Genomic DNA, 20157 nt, shown 5'->3' with positions numbered 1-20157 from the left:
GGCTGCCAGATGGGAAAGTTTTTTATTGATCGCCCCGTTTTCGCGTGGGTGTTGGCCATCTTCATCATGCTGGCCGGGGCACTGGCGATCACCGGCTTGCCGGTGGCCCAGTACCCCAGTATCGCGCCGCCGACCATCGTCGTGACGGCAACCTATCCGGGCGCGACCGCGCAGACCCTGGACGATTCGGTGACCAGCCTGATCGAACAGGAAATGAACGGCGCCGACGGCCTGCAGTACATGGAGTCGCAAAGCCAGGCCAACGGCCAGGTGCAGATCACCGTGACCTTCTCGCCGGCCACCAACCCCGACCTGGCGGCCGTGGACGTGCAGAACCGCCTGAAGCGCGTGGAGGCCCGCCTGCCGGCGGCCGTCACGCAGCAGGGCGTGCAGGTGACCAAGTCGCGCTCCAACTTCCTGCTGTTCATCGGCCTGTCCTCCACCGACGGCAAGCTTGATCCGGTGGCGCTGGGCGACTACCTGTCGCGCAACGTCCTCAACGAAATCAAGCGCGTGCCCGGCGTGGGCCAGGCGCAGCTGTTCGGCACCGAACGCGCGATGCGCATCTGGATCGACCCGAACAAGCTGATCGGCCTGAACCTGACCCCGGCCGACGTGACCGCGGCCATCACCGCGCAGAACGCGCTGGTGGCGGGCGGCACCCTGGGCGCGCTGCCCAGTCCCGGCTCGCAGCAGATCGCCGCGACCGTGGTGGTGAACGGCCAGCTGACCACGCCCGAGCAGTTCGGCGACATCATCCTGCGCGCCAATGCGAACGGTTCGGCCGTGCGCATGCGCGACGTGGCCCGCATCGAAGTCGGCGGCCAGACCTACGACACCTCCGGGCGCCTGGACGGCAAGCCCTCCTCCTTCATCGGCGTGCAGCTCTCGCCCACCGCCAACGCGCTGGGCACCGCCACCGCCGTGCACAAGAAGATGGAAGAGCTGGCCAAGTACTTCCCGGCCGGCGTGAAGTACACCATCCCTTACGACACCTCCAAGTTCGTGAAGATCTCGATCGAGGAAGTGGTCAAGACCCTGATCGAGGCGATCGTGCTGGTGTTCCTGGTGATGTTCCTGTTCCTGCAGAACATCCGCTACACCATCATCCCGACGGTGGTGGTGCCGGTGGCCCTGCTGGGCACCTTCGCCACGCTGCTGGTGTTCGGCTTCTCGATCAACGTGCTGACCATGTTCGGCATGGTGCTGGCCATCGGCATCCTGGTCGACGATGCGATCGTGGTGGTGGAAAACGTCGAGCGCATCATGAGCGAGGAAGGCCTCTCGCCGGCCGACGCCACGCGCAAGGCCATGGGCCAGATCTCGGGCGCGCTGATCGGCATCACGCTGGTGCTGATCGCGGTGTTCATCCCGATGGCCTTCTTCGGCGGCGCCGTGGGCGCGATCTATCGCCAGTTCTCGCTGTCGATGGTGGCCTCCATGGTGTTCTCGGTGCTGATGGCCTTCACCCTGACCCCGGCGCTGTGCGCGACCATCCTGAAGCCGGTCGAGAAGGGGCACCATCATGAGAAGAAGGGCTTCTTCGGCTGGTTCAACCGCAAGTTCAACACCACCGCGGGACGCTACCAGAGCCTGATCGGCCGCATGCTGGGCAAGGCCGGCCGCTACATGATCGTGTATGTGTTGATCGTGGTCTGCGTGGGCCTGCTGTACGCTCGCCTGCCGGCCTCCTTCCTGCCCAACGAAGACCAGGGCTACATCATCACCAACGTGCAGCTGCCGCCTGGCGCGAGCACCGCGCGCACGGTGGAAGTGGTGAAGAAGATCGAAGAGTATTACCTCAAGGATCCGGCGGTCGAGCACGCCATCGCGGTGCTGGGCTTCTCGTTCTCGGGTAACGGCCAGAACGCCGCGCTGGTGTTTACGCCGCTCAAGGACTGGTCCGAGCGCACCGGCGCGCAGTCGGCCGACGCCATCGCCGGCAAGGCCTTCGGCGCCTTCTCGCAGATCAAGGATGCGATCGTGTTCCCGCTGAACCCGCCGCCGATCCCTGAACTGGGCAACGCCACCGGCTTCACCTTCCGCCTGCAGGATCGCGCCGGCCTGGGCCACGCGGCCCTGGTGCAGGCCCGCAACCAGATCCTGGGCATGGCCTCGCAGAGCAAGGTGCTGGCCGGCGTGCGTCCGGAAGGCCTGGAAGATGCGCCGCAGCTGCAGCTCGACATCGACCGCGACAAGGCCAACGCCCTGGGCGTGCCGTTCTCGGCGATCAACAGCGTGCTCTCCACGGCCCTGGGTTCGTCGTACGTGAACGACTTCCCCAACCAGGGACGCCAGCAGCGCGTGATCGTGCAGGCTGACGCCCAGCGCCGCCTGCAGCCGGAAGACCTGACCAGCCTGTACGCCCGCAATTCGAACGGCGGCATGGTGCCCTTCTCGGCCTTCGTCAGCGCCAAGTGGATCAACGGCCCGGTGCAGCTGATCCGCTACAACGGTTATCCGGCGATGAAGATCGCCGGCGGCGCGGCGCCCGGCCGCAGCACCGGCGAGGCAATGGCGGAGATGGAAGGTTTCGTGTCCAAGCTGCCCGACGGCTTCGGCTTCGAATGGACCGGCCAGTCGCTGGAAGAAAAGACCTCCGGCAACCAGGCGCCGGCCCTGTACGCGCTGTCGCTGATCGCCGTGTTCCTGGTGCTGGCCGCGCTGTATGAAAGCACCTCGATCCCGCTGGCGGTGATGCTGGTGGTGCCGCTGGGTATCCTCGGCGCGCTGTTGGGCGTGACGCTGCGCTTCATGCCCAACGACGTGTACTTCAAGGTGGGCATGATCGCGGTGGTGGGCCTGTCGGCCAAGAACGCGATCCTGATCATCGAGTTCGCCAAGGACCTGCAGGCGCAAGGCATGGGCCTGATCGAAGCGACGCTGGAAGCGGTGCACCTGCGCTTCCGCCCGATCATCATGACCTCGCTGGCCTTCATCCTCGGCGTGCTGCCGCTGGCCATCGCCTCCGGCGCCGGTTCGGCCAGCCAACGCGCGATCGGCACCGGCGTGATGGGCGGCATGATCACCGCGACTGTGCTGGCGGTGTTCCTGGTGCCGGTCTTCTTCGTGGTGGTGCGCAAGATATTCAAGGGCAGCGAGCGTCAACGCAAGTTCGACGCTGACCATTCGCCCAAGATCAATGTGGAGAACAACAATGGCTAAACTGTCGATGCCAAAACTGTCGCAGCTGTGCGCGGTGCTGGCGGTCGCCGGCGTATTGGGGGGCTGCTCGCTGGTCCCCACTTATGAGCGCCCGCAAGCGCCGGTGGAAACCTCGTATCCGGCCAGCGCCGAAGGCCGCGCAGAACTGCAGGCCGTCAACCTCGGCTGGCGCCAGTTCTTCCCCGACCAGCGCCTGCAAGCGCTGATCGCGGCGGCGCTGGAGAACAACCGCGACCTGCGCACCGCCGCCCTGAACATCGAGGAAGCGCGCGCGCAATACCAGATCACCCGCGCCGACCTGCTGCCCAACCTGAACGTATCCGGCGCGGCCGCGCGTACCCGCACGGCGGCCAGCCAGTCGCTGACCGGCCAGCCCTACATCAGCAACAGCTACCAGGTGGGCCTGGCCGTGCCGGCCTACGAGCTGGACTTCTTCGGCCGCGTGCGCAGCCTGAAGGACGCCGCACTGGCCAGCTACCTGTCCACCGAGGAGGCGCGCAAGTCGGCGCAGATCAGCCTGGTGGCGCAGGTAGCGCAAGCCTACCTGGCCGAACGTTCCTATGCCGAGCAACTGCTGCTGGCCGAGCAGACGCTGAAGTCGCGCGAGGACGATATCCAGCTGGCGCAAAAGCGCCTGGACGTGGGCGCATCGTCGGCGCTGGACTTCCGCCTCACGCAAACCCTGGTGGAGTCGGCCCGCGTGGCCAAGGCGCAGCTGCAGCGCCAGCGCGCCCAGGCCGAGAACGCCCTGACGCTGCTGGTCGGCAAGAAGGTCGGCGAGCTCGCGCCGGCGCAATTGCTGTCGGATGAAAAGATCGTCACCGACATCCCGGCCGGCCTGCCCTCGGACCTGCTGGCCAACCGCCCGGACATCCTCGCGGCCGAGCAGACCCTGATCGGCGCCAACGCCAACATCGGCGCCGCGCGCGCGGCCTTCTTCCCGCGCATCAGCCTGACCGGCAGCTTCGGCACCGCCAGCAACACGCTGGGCGGCCTGTTCGACTCCGGCTCGGGCGCCTGGAGCTTCGGCCCGCAGCTGTCGCTGCCGATCTTCGACTTCGGCCGCAACAGCGCCAACCTGGACCTGGCCGAAGTGCGCAAGAACAAGGCCGTGGTGAGCTACGAGAAGACCATCCAGACCGCCTTCCGCGAAGTGGCCGACGCACTGGTCGCCCGCGGCAGCCTGGACGACCAGGTCAAGGCCCAGGAAGCCTTCCTCAACGCCCAGCAGGAACGCCTGAAACTGACCGACCTGCGCTTCAAGAACGGCATCGCCTCCTCGCTCGACCAGCTCGACGCGCAGCGCGACCTGTTCTCGGCGCAGCAGGCGCTGATCCAGGCAAGGCAATTGCGCCTGAACAATGCCATCGACCTTTATAAGGCGCTGGGGGGTGGGCTCAACGAGAATTCACAAGTCTCGCAGTAAAGCACATCCATACGTTCATCTCGTAAAAAAACTCCCGCATTTGCGGGAGTTTTTTTGTTTGCAACATCGAAAACTCATCAATAGGAGATGCGATGAAGACGTAAAGAACTCTTTACGTTTCCGTCAGTCAGAAACGCTGAACAGCGCCGAGAATATCTCAAAGTATGGTGGCGCCTTTCTCGCCCTGAAAGATGGAGACACCATGAGAATACTGATTACGGGAGCTTCCGGCTTCATTGGCAGCGCATTGACGAAGCATTTGCTAGAACAAGGCGACTACGAAGTCCGAGCCGCTTCCCGCGATCCGTCGCAAATATCGTTGTCGGCCGAACACCTCGAGCTTGCACAAATGGATGGCCTGGAACCAGATGGGGACTGGCGCACGATGCTCAAAGATGTCGATTGTGTGATTCACTGCGCAGCCCGCGTACATGTCATGCATGAGAAGGCGACTGATCCACTGGCTGAATTTCGACGGGTTAATGTTGCCGGCACCCTCGCCCTGGCTCGCCAAGCACAAACCTTGGGAGTAAAGCGTTTTGTATTTCTGAGTTCAGTCAAGGTCAACGGCGAGGAAAGTCAACGTGGTGCTCCCTTCCGGGCAGACGACCCGCCCTCTCCATCCGATGCCTACGGCGTATCTAAGCTTGAAGCAGAACAAGCGCTTTCGACCCTGGCCTCAATTGGAGAGATGGAAATCAGCGTGATTCGGCCGGTGTTGGTATATGGCCCTGGAGTCAAAGCTAATTTTCGCAGCATGATTCGATGGCTCGACAAGGGCGTCCCTTTGCCTTTGGGAGGAGTTACGCACAATCGCCGTAGCCTAGTCGCCATAGACAACTTGATTGATATACTCACCCTATGCATCCACCACCCAGCTGCAGCCGGTCAAGTATTCCTTGCCAGCGATGGCGATGACATGTCCACCACTGAGATGTTGCGGCGCATTGGCAAGGCATTGGGAAAACGTGCGCCTCTTCTCTCCGTACCACCGGAATTACTGCGTCTGGCGGCACGTTTTCTAGGCAGGCCCGCCGTTGCTCAACGGTTGTGCTCCTCACTGCAGGTGGATATCTCAAAGAATCAGGCCTTGCTCGACTGGATACCGCCGGTCAGCAGCGATGTTGCGTTAAGCAGAACGGTGGAAGCTTATCGTCGCGGAGTCTGAAGCCGGCCGAATAGGGCAAGCGTACGAATTGTGGCACCTTGATGATGCTGCGCGTAACGCAGCGCGGTGTCGCCCATTTGGTGGCGCCTTAACGGAGCCTGAGCCAAGCTGCGCCAGATTTGCCATAGTTCAGCGGCGTTGTTGATCTGCACGGCCGCCCCTGCTGCAACAGCGTCCTTGGAAATCTGAGCAAAATTGAACGTGTGCGGCCCAATCAGCACCGGCTTGCCCAGCGCAAACGCCTCGATCAGGTTCTGCCCCCCCAGGGGCAGCAGGCTGCCGCCGATGAAGGCGGCATCGCAAAGCGCGTAGTAGGCGAACATCTCGCCCATCGAATCGCCCAGCACCACGTCGATGCCCTCGGCGCCGAAGGCGGCGTCCATCTCCGACCTGCGCCGCATCGACAGGCCCTGCGCGCGCACCAGCGCCGCCACCTCGTCGAAGCGCTGCGGATGGCGCGGCACGATCACGGTCAGCCAGTCCACCTTCCCCAATTTGCCCAAGGCGTCCAGGATCAGTTGCTCCTCGCCCTCGCGCGTGCTGGCGCACAGCAGCACGCGGCGCTCGCCGATGGCGCGTTTCCACGCCAGGCCGCGCTCGACCATCTCGGCCGGCGGCTGCACATCGAATTTCAAACTGCCGGTGACGTCCACATGCCGCGCGCCGAATGCGCACAGGCGCTGCGCGTCAGCCTGCGACTGCGCGCCGACGATATCGATCGCCTCCGCCGCTGGCCGCAGCAGTGAGGCAAAGCGCTGCCCCCGGCGCAGCGAGCGCTCCGACAGGCGCGCATTGGCCAGCATCACCGGCACGCCGTGGCGCTTGCATTGCGCCACCAGGTTCGGCCAGACCTCGGTCTCCATCAGGATGCAGGCGAGCGGACGGAAGCGGCGCAGGAAGCGCCCGCACATGAAGCCGGTGTCGTAGGGCAGGAAACTCTGGACCACGCGCGCGCCATGCTTGCCGAACAGCTGGGCGCCGGTGGCGCGGCCGGTGGCGGTCATGCAGGTCAAGAGGATGGCATGCTGCGGATACTCGCGCAGCAGCGCGTCGATCAGCGGCTCGGCGGCGCGCGTCTCGCCCACCGAGACGGCATGGACCCAGATGAAGCGCGTGTTCGGATCGGGCAGGCGCGGATAGAAGCCCAGGCGTTCGCCGATGTGGCGCCGGTAGCCGGGCTCCTTGCGGCCGCGGCGCCACAGGCGCGCCAGCACCAGCGGCATGGCGATCCACCAGAAGAGGGAATACAACAGGCGCATCTCAGACCAGCGGATGACCGGCCAGGCGGGTCAGGATGGCCAGCGGGCTGGCTTGTGGATCGTATTGCTTTTCCGGCGCCAGGTGCAGCGTCTGCTCCAGCATGTACTGGCCCGACATCACCGCGTGCGAGGCCTGGTCGGAGAAACATACCCAGACCGAACCGGCGGCAAACGGCATGGTGACCTGTTGCGCATCCTGCTGGTATTGCATGTCGCCCTTCATGCCGTCATGCAGCTGCAGCATCAGATGGTCGTATTCGCTGCGCAGGGACTTGGTGACATGCAGCGCCTTGAGCGCGCCGGCCTGCCAGCGCACATAGGGCTTGGCGCGCGGCAGGAAGCGTTGCGCCACGGTCTCGAAGGGCTCGCCCACGCGCCAGACGCGCGGCACGCCGTCCGGGTTGACGTTGGTGAACACGCGCAGGATGCGCTCGCCGTAGTTCGGGCGCGAGGGGAAGGCGTCGACGTGCATGCGGCGGTCGTCGGCGCGCCACGACTGGCTGCGCGTCTCGACCTGCATCGGACGGTAGCTGGTGGGCGCCACGCGCAGCGCGTCGCGGTACTTGGGGAACAACGAGTGCACCAGCGACAGCGCCTGGCCGCGGAAACGGCCGATCATGGCGGCCAGCGCCAGCTGCTGCTCGGTGTCGCCGGCGGCGCCCTTGATGTGGCCGCGCGCGTCCAGGCTGATGTTGCGCGCCTTGGGGTTGCGCACGGACGGGTCGAGCAGGCGGCGTTCGGACGCCAGCAGCTCGAAGCCCAGGCGCGGGAAATACAGCACCTTGCCGGCTTCGAGGCCGGCGATCCAGTCGTGATTGGGAGTGTCGGCCTGCCAGTCTGTCAGGGCGATCTCGATGATTTGCGATTCCATGGCGACATTATGCCCGCAAGCGCCGGGGCCGTGTACCTGCGCAGTTCTGTAAAAGATCGTCAAAACCCCCGCTGCATGCGGCTGCAGGACGGCCTGGAAGAGTTTCAGGACGGGACTTGAGCTGCCTCAACGCATGGCGCCGGGCATCGCCTGTTGTCAGCCGAGCAAGCGCTGCGCTGCGGCCAGCACTTCGTCGCCGCGCGGCGCGGCGCCGCCGTCGCCCAGGTTGATGATGTTGGGCGACCAGTTGCCCTCGGTCTTCCAGCGCGGCGAGTCGCAATAGATCTCGACCGTGGGCTTGCAATACGCCGCGGCGATATGGGTCAGGCCGGTGTCCAGGCCGACCACCAGGCGCGCCTGCTGCACCAGGGCAACCGCCTCCATCAACGGCAGCGCCGGCAGCACGCGGGCGCCGGGGATGCCGGCGGCCAGCGCCTGCGCGGCCTGCTGCTCGGCCGGGCTGCCCCAGGGCAGGAGCACCGGCAGCCCGCGTTCGGACAGCGAGCGTCCCAGCCGTATCCATTCCGCCTGCGGCCACTGCTTGGCTGCGCGCGCGGTGCCGTGGAAGAACACTGCGTAAGGCTGCGCCGGCATCCAGGGCAAGCGTTGCGGTTCGGGCACGCCCAGCGCGAAGTCGGCCGCGCAATCCGGGCGATAGCCAAGAGCATCCGCGGCCACCAGGCGCGCGCGCATCACGGCGTGCGTGCGCCGACCGACCTTGATGCTCTGGTCATGGAAGATGCGCGACAGCGGTTCGTAGCCCGAGCCCTCGGTGGCATTGGCCAGGCCCACCCGACGGCCGCCCGGCGCCAGGCGCGCCATGCGCATGACCACACTGGTCTTCATCAGGCCCTGGGTGTCGAACACGATGTCGTAAGGCTCGGCGCGCAATTGACGCCGGAAGGCCGCCATCTCGGCGCGCGTGGCGGCCGAGAAGAGGGTCTTGCGCCAACGCCGCAGCGCAATGGGGATGATGTTGCGGATGTGGGGATTGAGCCGGACCAGGCTGGTGTATGCCTCCTCCACGACCCAGTCGATTCGGGCATCGGGGAAATGGCGGCGGATATCGGCCGCCATCGGCATGTTATGGACGACGTCTCCCAGCGAGGAGACGCGCACGATCAGGATTTTCAAGGCTGGCCCACTGTATCTTCTTTGTTCCGTGGGCCAGCATCTTACCTGATCAGAACGGCAATGCCACGTCCGGACGCGCGGCCAGGATCACCTTGCGGAACTCGCCCTGGATGCGCTCGAGCGCCTGCGGCGTCTCGGCCTCGAAGCGCAGCACCACCACCGGCGTGGTGTTGGACGAGCGCGCCAGCCCAAAGCCGTCAGCATACTCCACGCGCAGGCCGTCGATGGTGATGATCTCTTGCGCGCCGTCAAACTTCGCGTCGTTTTGCAGCTTGCCGATCAGAGCGAAGTTCTCGCCCTCCTGCAGCTTCAGTTGCAGCTCCGGCGTGCTGACCGATTGCGGCAGCGCGTTGAGCACGGCCGAAGGATCCGCTTCGCGCGCCAGCAGCTCCAGCATGCGCACGCCGGCGTACAGGCCGTCGTCGAAGCCGAACCAGCGATCCTTGAAGAAGATGTGGCCGCTCATCTCGCCGCCCAGGGGCGCGCCGGTCTCGCGCAGCTTGGCCTTGACCAGCGAGTGGCCGGTCTTCCACATCAGGGGCTTGCCGCCGCGCGCCGAGATCCATGGCGCCAGGTGGCGCGTGCATTTGACGTCGTAGAGGATCTCGCGGCCCGGATGGCGGGTCAGCACGTCGGCCGCAAACAGCATCAGCTGGCGGTCGGGGTAGATGATCTGGCCGTCCTTGGTGACCAGCCCCAGGCGGTCGCCGTCGCCGTCGAAGGCCAGGCCCAGCTCGTTGTCGGTCTCCTGCAGGCAGCGGATCAGGTCCTGCAGGTTTTCCGGGTGGGCAGGGTCAGGATGGTGGTTGGGGAAGGTGCCGTCGACCTCGCAGAACAGCTCGGTCACCTCGCAGCCCAGCGCCCGGTAGATCTCGCCGGCGAAGGCGCCGGCCACGCCGTTGCCGCAATCGACCGCGATCTTCAGCGGACGCGCCAGCTTGACGTCGCCGATCATGCGGGCGATGTAGGCGTCCTTGATGTCATGCGTGGCGTAGGCGCCTGCGCCCTTGGGGAAATCGCCCTTGACGATGGCGTGGTACAGCGCCTGGATGGTCTCGCCGTGGATCGCCTCGCCGGCCAGCACCATCTTGAAGCCGTTATAGTCCGGCGGATTGTGGCTGCCGGTGACCATGATGCCGGACTGCGTATCGAGCACATTGGTGCCGAAGTAGACCATGGGCGTGGCCACCATGCCGAGGTCGATCACGTCGACGCCGACCGACTGCAGGCCCTTGGCCAGTTCGGCAGCCAGTTCGGGGCCGGAGAGGCGGCCATCGCGGCCGATGACGACTTTGTTTTGTCCTTTTGCCAATGCCGCGGCGCCGAAGGCCTGGCCGATCTGGTAGGCGACCCGGCCGTCCAGGGTTTTGTCGATGATGCCGCGGATGTCGTAGGCTTTGAAGATGCTCTGCACGAAACGCTCCAAATCAGGATGGGAGACGTTCGACAGTCGAATTCCTAAAATATTCCTCTGACGCCGCATCTTCGTTGGCGACATGCACCCAATCGACGATGGATTTCTCAAAGCGGTATCCGCTGACCAACTCAGACATCAGGAGGCGCACCTCCTCAATGTCGTTACAATCGGCGGCTTTTTGCAATTTTTGCAGGTAGGGCTTGAGAATGTCCCATGCAAGGAAATCCTCGTGGGCCTTCATTATCCTGACATGCGCCGTCGGCTGGGGATTTTCGCCGATCAACAATTCCTCATACAGCTTTTCCCCAGGCCGCATACCCGTAATCTTGATACTGATATCCCCTTGAGGATTGGCCTCATTGCAGACCGACAGGCCGGACAGTTCGATCATCCGGGTGGCAAGATCGTAAATCTTGACGGGTGCTCCCATGTCCAGCACAAAAACGTCGCCTCCTTTCGCCATTGCGCCGGCCTGGATCACGAGCTGAGCCGCTTCCGGGATGGTCATGAAATAACGGGTGACCTCTTCATCGGTTAGGGTAATTGGCCCACCCTCCCGGATTTGCTGGCGGAAAAGCGGCACCACCGAACCGGAAGATCCCAGCACATTGCCAAAGCGAACCATCGAGAACTTAGTCTTGCATGCAATTTTCTTGCGGCTCTCGTCCAAGGCGAGGGATTGCTCGCGGCCGCAAGTCGCTTCTTCGTTGAAAGCCTGAAGAATCATTTCGGCCAGGCGTTTGGTGGCCCCCATCACATTGGTCGGGCGTACGGCCTTGTCGGTGCTGATCAGCACGAAATTCGCGACGCCATGCTCCACCGCCACCGAGGCAAGGTTCAAGGTGCCAAACACGTTGTTGCGCGTACCTTCGGCGACGTTGTGCTCGACCAAGGGGACATGTTTATATGCCGCTGCGTGGTAGACCGCATGCGGCCGATATACGCTGAAAATCTCTTGCAGGCGCCCCATATCGCGAATGCTCGCCAGTAATGGCACCAGGACCACCTCCCCTGCCATCTCGACCATGCGCTTCTTCAAATCTTCGTGGATGGCGTACAAGCCGAACTCGTTGTGATCCAGCAAAAGCAGGCGATCCGGGCGCTCGGCAAGGATCTGCCGGCTCAACTCCCCGCCGATGCTGCCGCCGGCCCCGCTAACCATAACGGTCTTCCCGACAATGTTGCGACGAAGCAATTCACTATCTGGGGGAACCGGGTCGCGTCCCAGCAAATCGTTGATGTCCAGATCATGGATATCGGAGACCGTCACCTTGCCAGCGGCCAAATCGGCAAGGTCTGGCAGTGAGCGCACATGCAACTGAAACTGTCGAAGATAGGACAGGATTTCATTGCGCCGTGGACGCGGCAGTGAAGGCAGCGCGAGCAACACATCGGTGATGGCATGCTGTTCGATCACCTCGGCAACATTGCGCGATGAATAGATGCGTTTGCCGTTGATGGTTTTACCGACCAGGCGAGAATCGTCGTCCAGAAAACCGATGATCTCGAACTCATGCCCGCGCAACAGCGCTTCGGCGACCTGCACCCCCGCTTCTCCCGCGCCATAAACAAGCATCCGCACTTGCTTGTGACGTCGGCGCGCGGAGAGCATGCGAATCAATCCGAAACGAGCGAAAACGCGGCTGGCGCCAACCAGGATCAGCAGGATGATGGGTTGCATCAAACCGACCGAACGGGGAACGTCCGGCAGTGTCAATAACAGGAGCAGCAGGAAGAATAAGGCGCCGCAGAGGGTCACCGCCTTGCCCACGGCAACCATCGCGGACAATCCGGTGTAGCGGAAGATGGCGTGGTATAAGCCAAGCCGGATAAACACAGGCAATGCGATCAGCGGCGCCAGACCGTAGACATACCATTGATATCCAATGGGCCAATGAAGCGTATCCAGGCGAAGCGAGAATGCGGCCCAGGTCGCGAAAACAGACGCCGCCACATCGATCAGCATGACGATGCTCTGCTTGACCACTCGCGACAGATTCAACAGCCGGCTTTGGATTGCGCGAAGCATGGCCGGCTCAGTGAGAAATACCGTCACGGCGCACGACCTTCATGAAGGTCTGCCACATGATGCGGATGTCAAACAAGAACGACCGCCGCCGGAGATATTCAGCGTCGAGCTTCACCTTCTCAGGAATCGACAATTCGTCTCGACCATTGATTTGCGCCCATCCGGTCAACCCCGGCAATATGCTATCTACACCAGCCTGGGTACGCAACTCAATCAGGTCGTACTGGTTGAACAGCGCGGGACGCGGCCCGACAAAACTCATATCGCCGACCAGGATGCTCCAAAGCTGGGGCAATTCATCGAGACTGGTTTTTCTGAGAACACCCCCGATAGGCGTCAGATACTGATCCGGATTGGACAACAAGTGCGTGGCCACCGCCGGTGTGTCGATCCGCATGGTTCGAAATTTAGGCATGCCGAAGGTGCTGTTGCGACGCCCCACCCGTTCGGACCAGTACAGCGCCGGACCGTGCGAACTCAGCTTCACGGCCAGCGCGACCAAGATGAACGGGATCAAGAGGACGACGGCCAGAAGCAAGGCGCAGACGATATCGAACAGTCGCTTAGCAAACATGAAAAACCACTCCGTCGCCAAAGTAGAAATGCGCCCCGCAGGAAAGTCGGGCATTGAATGGCAAAGTACTACTCCTTGGACCAGACGACACGGTTGATGTAATCGATGTAACTCGTCACCACACGCAGGACCTGGGTCGACACATAAGGATTCTCATAATCGGCCACGGCCAGAGTAGAGCGCCGGCCGTCCTCCCCCGCGGTCACGATATCGATAGCGTTGATCACACGATCGCGTTTGAGGCCGCTCATGATCAGGGTGCCGACATCCATGCCTTCCGGCCGTTCGTGCGCATTGCGGATCGTGATGGCGCGTAATCCGAGCAGGGAGGCCTCCTCCGTGATTGTGCCACTGTCGGACAATACGCAGAATGCCTCCATTTGCAGTTTCATGTAATCGAAAAACCCGAGCGGCTTGGAAAAGATGATGTTCGCCCCAAGGTGCGCCCGCTCCATCGCATCGAGCCGCTTGCGCGTACGCGGATGCGTGGAAACAATAATGGGATAGCCGTATTTCTCGCGCAACGCCTCCAGGGTTTCCAAAAGATCGTTCAACGCACCGGGAGAGTCGACATTCTCTTCGCGGTGCGCGCTCACCACAAAAAATTTCCCAGCGGTCAGGTTCATGCGGCCAATGACGTCTGACGCATCAATCTTGGGACGATAGTGATCGATCACCTCCCGCATGTGCGAACCGGTCTTGATGATCGTTTCCGGCCGAATGCCTTCGGCGATCAGGTAGCGCCGGGCATGCTCGGTGAGCACCATGTTGATGTCGGAAAGATGATCAAGCACCTTGCGATTGAGCTCTTCGGGCACGCGCTGGTCGAAACAACGGTTTCCGGCTTCCATGTGGAATACGGGAATCTTGCGACGCTTGGCCGCGATCACCGCCAGCGTGGAGTTGGTGTCACCATACAGGAGCAGCGCATCCGGCTGTTCGGCCTCCATGACGGCATCGGCCTTGGCAATCACATTGCCGATGGTCTGCGCGGGATTCTCGCCGACCGCCTCAAGAAAATAATCCGGCTTGCGAATACCGAGATCGTCGAAAAAGATCTGGTTCAGCTCGTAGTCGAAATTCTGGCCGGTGTGAACCAGGATGTGCTTGGTATGCTGGTCGAGCACAGCCATGACCCGGCTCATCTTGATCAACTCGGGCCGGGTTCCGATGATTGTCATTACCTTAAACACTGAGCTCTCCCTGGATGAAGTCCAGCTTGCGCAGAAGCTGAACGACTTCAGCCACGCCCAGGCGCTGCGTGTTATGCGACGTGTAGTCTTCGAAATCGGCGATCTTTTCTTCTCCGTCGCTGAAATACTTGGCGTAGTTCAAATCACGGTTATCTGCCGGGATACGGTAGTAGTCCCCTTGGTCCTCCGCCTTGGCCATCTCTTCGCGCGACACCAGGGTCTCGAATAATTTCTCGCCGTGACGCGTCCCGATCATGCGGATTTCGCTCTTGCTGGGGAACATCTGGTGCAGGGCCTGCGCAAGATCCTCGACCGTCGACGCAGGAGCCTTTTGGACAAAGATATCGCCTTGCTTGCCGTGCTCGAAAGCATGCAGGACCAAGTCGACCGAATCGTCGAGGGACATGAGGAAACGCGTCATGTTCGGATCGGTAATGGTTAACGGCATGTTGGACTTCAGTTGGGAAACGAACAGCGGGATCACCGAACCGCGCGATGCCATCACGTTGCCGTAGCGCGTGGCGCAAAAGACGGTCTCGCCTTCGTTTTGCATACGTGCTTTGGCGACCATCAGCTTTTCCATCATGGCCTTGGAGACGCCCATGGCGTTGATGGGGTAAACCGCCTTGTCGGTGCTGAGCACAATAACGCGCTTGACCTCATTAGCAATCGCCGCAAGCATGACGTTTTCGGCGCCCAGCACATTGGTGCGCACCGCTTCCATCGGATAGAACTCGCACGATGGCACTTGCTTGAGCGCCGCGGCATGAAACACGTAATCCACGCCCTTCATCGCTTGGGCGACGCTCTGGTAATCACGAATATCGCCGATGTAGAACTTCAGTTTGTTATTGTTCAGCTTGATGCGCATTTCTTCCTGTTTCTTCTCGTCGCGGCTGAAGATACGGATTTCACGCACATCGGTGGACAAAAAGCGTTTCAGGACGGCGTTGCCGAACGAGCCGGTACCACCGGTGATCATGAGGACTTTATCTTGGAACATTGCCTGCATTCCTGTCTTGAAATTGTTGATGCATCTGTTCGACGAGCGTCGGCCAGTCCGGCGGGACGTATCCGAAATCGGCATTGAAGCGGCCGCCATCCAGGGAGCGGTCAATCTTCAGCGCGTCGCTTGGTTCGATCTGCGTGGAGACGCCATATTGCTTGGCGACCAACGTAAGCAGGTCATACTTCGAAATGGGTGCGGCCGCGACCTGATACAGACCCGAAAGCTGCGGGTTGGGCAGAATCGCATCGCGGACGATACGCGCATGCTCCACGCTGGGAAGTCCCGAAAAGAACGCATGCGTAAATCCCTTGCACGTCCCCTTCTGCGCCAGAAACCAGTCCACGAGGCTGTGACTGCTACCCAGCTCGTGACCGATGATGGATGTGCGCAGCGTGATCGCGTGAGGATAAGCGACCTCACCGAGGAACTTGGAGCGACCATACAGGTCATTCGCATCGGGAAAATCGGATTCGCTGTAACGTCCCTTTTTTCCAGAGAAAACGCAATCCGTACTGAAATGCACCAGGCGCGCCCCGGCTTCCGCGCAGAGCTCCGCCAACTGATGCGGAAGCAGCGCGTTGATGGCGATCGACACCAGTGCGTCGTTGGCGGCCGCCAATTGCTTGATCACCCCGATGCAGTTGATGACCACATCAGGTTTAAGACGGGCCAGCAACCCGCGCACCGATTCGATATCCTGCACGTCGAAATCACTGACCAGCTTGCTATGGCTATGCTGATCGAAGCTCTCGAGCTTGCGGTTGTCGCGCAACGTTCCCCATACATCGAAGTCGTTACCCCCGCCCAAAAGGGAAAACATGGCGCTGCCCAGCATGCCGCCAGCACCCAGAACCAATATCTTCATTTTTTCAGTCTTTGCTTGATTCACGTTCGAAATAACCGATGAGCGTGTCGACCAGTTGCTCATGGTCGAAATTTGCGTGGAAATATTCACGCCCCTTGTGCCCCATCTGTTTCAGCGACGCGTCGCTCGCCTTCGACAAAGCCAATATAGCATCGGCGAGGGCCAAAGCGTCATTGGCGGGCACGACGACGCCAGCGCCAGCCTCATCCAGGATACGCCCTCCCTCACCGTTCAAGCAGGCGATGATGGGGCGTCCAGCTGCCAGATACGCCTGAATCTTGCTCGGGATGGTCGCATTGAAAATTGGATCATCCCTCAGCGTGACCAGGAGCGCCGACGAGCTATAGAGGAAATCCGGCATGTCGGCATAAGGCTTATGCCCCAGCAAATGCACGTTTGTCAGCCCTCGGCGCTCGGTTTCGGCTTTCACCCATTGCCACTGGCTGCCGTCCCCGATAACGACAACATGGATATGCGCATGCTCGCGCAGCAGCGTTGCTGCTTCTACGATCACCGGGACATTTTGAGCCGCGCCGACGTTTCCGGCAAATGTAACCGAAAACGGATAGTCCCAATGCCGCGCCACCGGCTCGGTCGCCGCGGCAAATCTGGCATCCCCTGAATTCGGGTAATAACGCACCCGGGCTTCCGGCGCCAGCGCGTGCACGTGGGCTTCAAACGCCTTCGACTGCACCAGGACAAGATCACTACGTCGATAGATGAACCGCACGACCGCTGCCACGGCGCTGAGCACGCGGGCATTGGTGACATACCCCGTGGCCGATAGGCTCTGCGGCCACAGATCTTGCACCCACAGCACAAGCTTCGTCTTTTTCAGGGCGCTGACGAACAACGCCGGCAAGGCCTGCAGGATAGGGGAAAGCCCGAACACAAAGATGGCGTCATAGCGCCTCTTGCGCAGCAGCCAAGGTGCAATCAGCAGGCCCGACGCCACAAAGGACAGGTAATTCAGCACCAGCCGCAATCCGCTCTTGTTCCCTCGGGGAAACAAGGGAATGCGCCAGATGGTCGCGCCCTGCCAATTGCTCCGATCCACTCCCCAGACCTTGTACCCCTCGTAGATCACGCCCTGCGGATAGTTGGGCTTCCCAGTCAACACATCCACTTCGACGCCTTTGGCGACGAGGGATTGCACCAGCTCGTTGATACGAAAGCTTTCCGGCCAGAAATATTGACTAATCACCAGAATTCGCACAATTCCTTATCCGGAACCGACTACGCTCTTTTTATGAACGCACGACAGTCCGAGCCCCTTCCGTATACAGTTGACCGAGCAGATCTTCCATGGCTTGCGCCTTGACCGCCCGAGACAAGGAGTGAATAAAAGCGTCGTCCGGGGCAAGTACCTGCCCCCCGCTGCGATAACGAATAAGGGCGTCATGGATTTCGTCGCTCTTGACAGAAATGACCATATTCAAGCCTGACGCGCGCAAGTACTGCGCCGCCAGCGCTTCCTCGCTGATTTCTGCAATGACCGGTTTCTTGGCGGCGAGATATTCGAACAGCTTGGTGGTCAGCACACCGCGGGCGCTGAGAGACGAGGTATCCGAAGTCTCAACGAAATAGAGCAGGTCGGCTTCCAGCATCGCCGCCAGGGCTTCGCTGTAGCCCAATTGGGGAACAAAGCGAACAAATGGCTGCGCTTCAGGGAAGGTCTTTGGCATCATCGAGCGCAACAGGCCCGACTCGCCGCAAAACTCCACATGAAAAGGCGCCCCCTCCCCACGATTGGCCTGGACTATCGCCTGCAGCAATGCGTGAGGAATGCGGTCAGCTGAAATGGAGCCGGCGTATCGGATCACGAATGCGGTTTTGGGCACCCCGGATGCCGGCTTGTCCACCACCACCTGTTCAATACGAGCAAACGCCTTCTCGTCATAGCCGTTCTCGATGCACTCGACACGTCCATGAAACTGCTCGTAGTAGGTTTTCATCGGCCCGGAAATCACGGACACGCAATCTGCGCTACGCAGCAGCCCACGATCGATCCAGCGCTCCAGCGGCCGCGAGAAGGCGCTTCCGATCTGAATGTGATTGCCGCTGAACTGATCCCGATAGTCGGCCAGCCAGCGCACCCCATAGCGTTTCTTCGCAATCCAGCCGGCGAGGTGGGTGATCCACGGTGGACTGCTCGACACCACGATATCGGCTTCGCTCAATGCACTCTTGACTTCTTTTGCAAGGAAAGGCGAGGCAAACTGGGCGGCAAACAACAAGCGATGATCTAGCAGTTGCCCCAAAAAACGATCGACCATGCGCTTGATCTTCAACAGCCGCATCCCCCCGGCCGAGCGCCCTTGCACGCTGGCTACCGGACTGGAGCTGCGCGCGGAGGCGCCAAGCCGACCACGATTGTCGAGTTCGAACAGACGAACCCCGTCCGGCGTGCCTTCCGTCAACCGGCCGTCGCGTGCCGTCTTGCACGTCGTCACGACAGATACATCATGTCCCTTGTCGACCAAATGCCGGGCGAACGACTCCACCCTTCTGGCGCCAGCGCTGTTAAGGGGAGGAAAGTAATGAACAATGAATACGATTTTCAGAAAAACTCCGCTATACAGTCTGCTCCGGCATCATGCCGCCTGGGCGCACTCAAATCCGCGCAAAAAGCGAGATTTTATAGAGAACAGGAAAAACAATCACCATATTCCGGCTAATTACCGATCAAACCGTTGCACTGTCATTTACCGCTTCGGCCTTACGAAACAAACCAGTAACAAGAATGCGGCAACCCCGTCGCTGAACATCACCCCGAAAAACGAGCCGATCATCAACTGATAGATGAAATAATAATAACAAGCAGTCGCTGCGGGATCGCCGATCCGTTCAAAAAAGCGCGACATCAGCATCACCACGAAGGCGACACCAATTACCCCGATCCAGCCAAAGTTGACAAACATGTCGACCAGGAAGATGGTGTTTGAGGATCCTGTATTGAGGGTCCCGTCACTTCCATACTCCGCGGCAAATACCTCTCCGCTCATATTGAATTTCTGCTGCCCGGTCAAGAAGCTCACCACCAGACTGGTGCGGCCGGTCAGGTACTCCGAATCCAGTTCTCGATTGAAATATAAGATCCAGTCGTAAGCCGTGACGTAGGGAATCCACAAAATGCGGTTGACGAGATAACCGGACAAAGAGCCGGAATCGACCAATGCGAAGCGGTTCTTGAGCGGCTCAATCTTCTCGCCCAGCTTTGCCACTTCAGCAAGGACAAAGCCCAACATCTTGGATTCCGCGCCAGGAACACGCCCCGCCTTGGTTTGATCGAAAGTACGCGACAGCGCCCCTCGTTCAGCCACGCCATCGCCCACATTACCCATTTTGGAAAGAGAGGTCATCGACATCACGATGGCCACCATGAGGGCGCCAAAAATGACGCCGGAGCGACGCGGCATCCATCGATTGATTGCCAGGATGACCAAAGGCAGGAAGGCCTTGATCACCAGCGCCTTCTCCAAGGAAAGTGTCAGGCTAAGCACGAAGGCAAACAGCAAGATGTGCCGATATTTTTTCTTGTCGAGGTACGACGTGGCGATCGCATACGGCAAGAAAACCGAGCTGAGGAAGGCATTCAGGTAAACCAGGATCTTCTCCGGTCCGGTCCTGGTGATGAAAAGCATTTGACGGGCGATAGAAATATCTGACGCATTGGCGCCGCGCAGCGCTTCGAACAAAGCGAGTTTAGGGGCCGTGAATGCTGAATAGGCGATCATCAGGAAGTAGAGCGCCACGATGACGCCAATCACGACATTCGTATTCACGCCCACCCTGCCGCGCCAAGCCGACAAGAAGTCCAGCGATATTCTGCGGCCAATCGCCAGATAGCCGAGTATATAAACAAGCGCGCCTAGCACCAAGATGCCGAGCAAAGTCAACGCGGCTTCATCATGAAACACCAGCAAGCCGATGACGCTTCCCGCGCCATAGATCGTCAGCATGCCAATCAAAGGAACCAGCCAGAGATATTCGAATTTCGCAGGAGCCAGCAGGCGTTCTAATATTTTCATACGCATTATTTCCAAT

Annotated in this window: 15 protein-coding genes; 3 read left to right on the top strand and 12 right to left on the bottom strand. The window is 60.9% G+C overall.

The features are described 5' to 3' along the window. Window positions 1-9: 9 nt before the first annotated feature. The 3 genes from Herbaro_RS02220 to Herbaro_RS02210 are packed head-to-tail and all read left to right on the top strand — an operon-like array spanning window position 10 to window position 5759. Window positions 10-3165 (top strand): efflux RND transporter permease subunit, encoded by a 3156-nt coding sequence (locus tag Herbaro_RS02220; RefSeq protein WP_275012213.1) that lies wholly within the window; start codon window positions 10-12, stop codon window positions 3163-3165. Further along, window positions 3158-4591 carry an efflux transporter outer membrane subunit gene (locus Herbaro_RS02215; RefSeq protein WP_275012212.1) on the top strand — a complete coding sequence of 478 codons (1434 nt, stop codon included), beginning with the start codon at window positions 3158-3160 and terminating at the stop codon, window positions 4589-4591. Before Herbaro_RS02220 ends, Herbaro_RS02215 begins: the two co-directional genes overlap by 8 nt. 58 nt (window positions 4592-4649) lie before the next feature. Continuing rightward, window positions 4650-5759, top strand: a complete 1110-nt coding sequence (locus tag Herbaro_RS02210) for a UDP-glucose 4-epimerase family protein (RefSeq protein ID WP_342456502.1) — start codon at window positions 4650-4652, stop codon at window positions 5757-5759. Here Herbaro_RS02210 and waaA read toward each other — a convergent pair. The 12 genes from waaA to Herbaro_RS02150 all read right to left on the bottom strand — a co-directional run bounded on the left by waaA (window position 5741) and on the right by Herbaro_RS02150 (window position 20141). Beyond that, a complete protein-coding gene (gene waaA, locus Herbaro_RS02205) occupies window positions 5741-7018 on the bottom strand; it encodes a lipid IV(A) 3-deoxy-D-manno-octulosonic acid transferase (RefSeq protein WP_275012211.1) in 1278 nt (425 codons plus the stop codon). The two genes, Herbaro_RS02210 and waaA, sit on opposite strands and share 19 nt — an antisense overlap. A 1-nt stretch (window position 7019) precedes the next feature. Then, complete coding sequence (locus Herbaro_RS02200) at window positions 7020-7889, bottom strand: Kdo hydroxylase KdoO (protein WP_275012210.1); 870 nt, start codon at window positions 7887-7889, stop codon at window positions 7020-7022. A 156-nt stretch (window positions 7890-8045) separates the two neighbouring features. Further along, window positions 8046-9023, bottom strand: coding sequence for a lipopolysaccharide heptosyltransferase I (gene waaC / locus Herbaro_RS02195; protein WP_275012209.1), 978 nt, complete (start codon window positions 9021-9023; stop codon window positions 8046-8048). Window positions 9024-9072: 49 nt separating this feature from the next. Continuing rightward, window positions 9073-10437, bottom strand: coding sequence for a phosphomannomutase/phosphoglucomutase (locus Herbaro_RS02190; RefSeq protein WP_275012208.1), 1365 nt, complete (start codon window positions 10435-10437; stop codon window positions 9073-9075). Between the two features lie 13 nt (window positions 10438-10450). Beyond that, on the bottom strand, window positions 10451-12469 hold the full coding sequence (locus Herbaro_RS02185) for a polysaccharide biosynthesis protein (protein WP_275012207.1): 2019 nt from the start codon (window positions 12467-12469) through the stop codon (window positions 10451-10453). 7 nt (window positions 12470-12476) lie between these two features. After that, window positions 12477-13043: a sugar transferase gene (locus Herbaro_RS02180; RefSeq protein WP_275012206.1), complete on the bottom strand. Its 567-nt coding sequence runs from the start codon at window positions 13041-13043 to the stop codon at window positions 12477-12479. A 68-nt stretch (window positions 13044-13111) separates the two neighbouring features. After that, a complete protein-coding gene (gene wecB / locus Herbaro_RS02175; RefSeq protein WP_275012205.1) occupies window positions 13112-14236 on the bottom strand; it encodes a non-hydrolyzing UDP-N-acetylglucosamine 2-epimerase in 1125 nt (374 codons plus the stop codon). Beyond that, window positions 14229-15239 (bottom strand): polysaccharide biosynthesis protein, encoded by a 1011-nt coding sequence (locus tag Herbaro_RS02170; RefSeq protein ID WP_275012204.1) that lies wholly within the window; start codon window positions 15237-15239, stop codon window positions 14229-14231. The genes wecB and Herbaro_RS02170 overlap by 8 nt, the downstream gene beginning before the upstream one ends. Then, the gene (locus Herbaro_RS02165; protein WP_275012203.1) at window positions 15226-16173 is read right to left on the bottom strand and encodes a dTDP-4-dehydrorhamnose reductase family protein; all 948 of its coding nucleotides are present in this window, start codon (window positions 16171-16173) and stop codon (window positions 15226-15228) included. The genes Herbaro_RS02170 and Herbaro_RS02165 overlap by 14 nt, the downstream gene beginning before the upstream one ends. Continuing rightward, window positions 16115-17326, bottom strand: a complete 1212-nt coding sequence (locus Herbaro_RS02160; RefSeq protein WP_275012202.1) for a glycosyltransferase family 4 protein — start codon at window positions 17324-17326, stop codon at window positions 16115-16117. The genes Herbaro_RS02165 and Herbaro_RS02160 overlap by 59 nt, the downstream gene beginning before the upstream one ends. A 31-nt stretch (window positions 17327-17357) precedes the next feature. Then, window positions 17358-18614, bottom strand: coding sequence for a glycosyltransferase (locus Herbaro_RS02155; protein ID WP_275012201.1), 1257 nt, complete (start codon window positions 18612-18614; stop codon window positions 17358-17360). A gap of 201 nt (window positions 18615-18815) precedes the next feature. Further along, window positions 18816-20141, bottom strand: a complete 1326-nt coding sequence (locus Herbaro_RS02150; protein WP_275012200.1) for a hypothetical protein — start codon at window positions 20139-20141, stop codon at window positions 18816-18818. Window positions 20142-20157: the final 16 nt, after the last annotated feature.

Origin of the sequence: Herbaspirillum sp. WKF16 (assembly GCF_028993615.1) — a bacterium.
Taxonomy (GTDB): Bacteria; Pseudomonadota; Gammaproteobacteria; order Burkholderiales; family Burkholderiaceae_D; genus Herbaspirillum.
The sequence above is the reverse complement of the archived record's forward strand: the minus strand, read 5'-3'. Positions and strand labels throughout refer to the sequence as shown.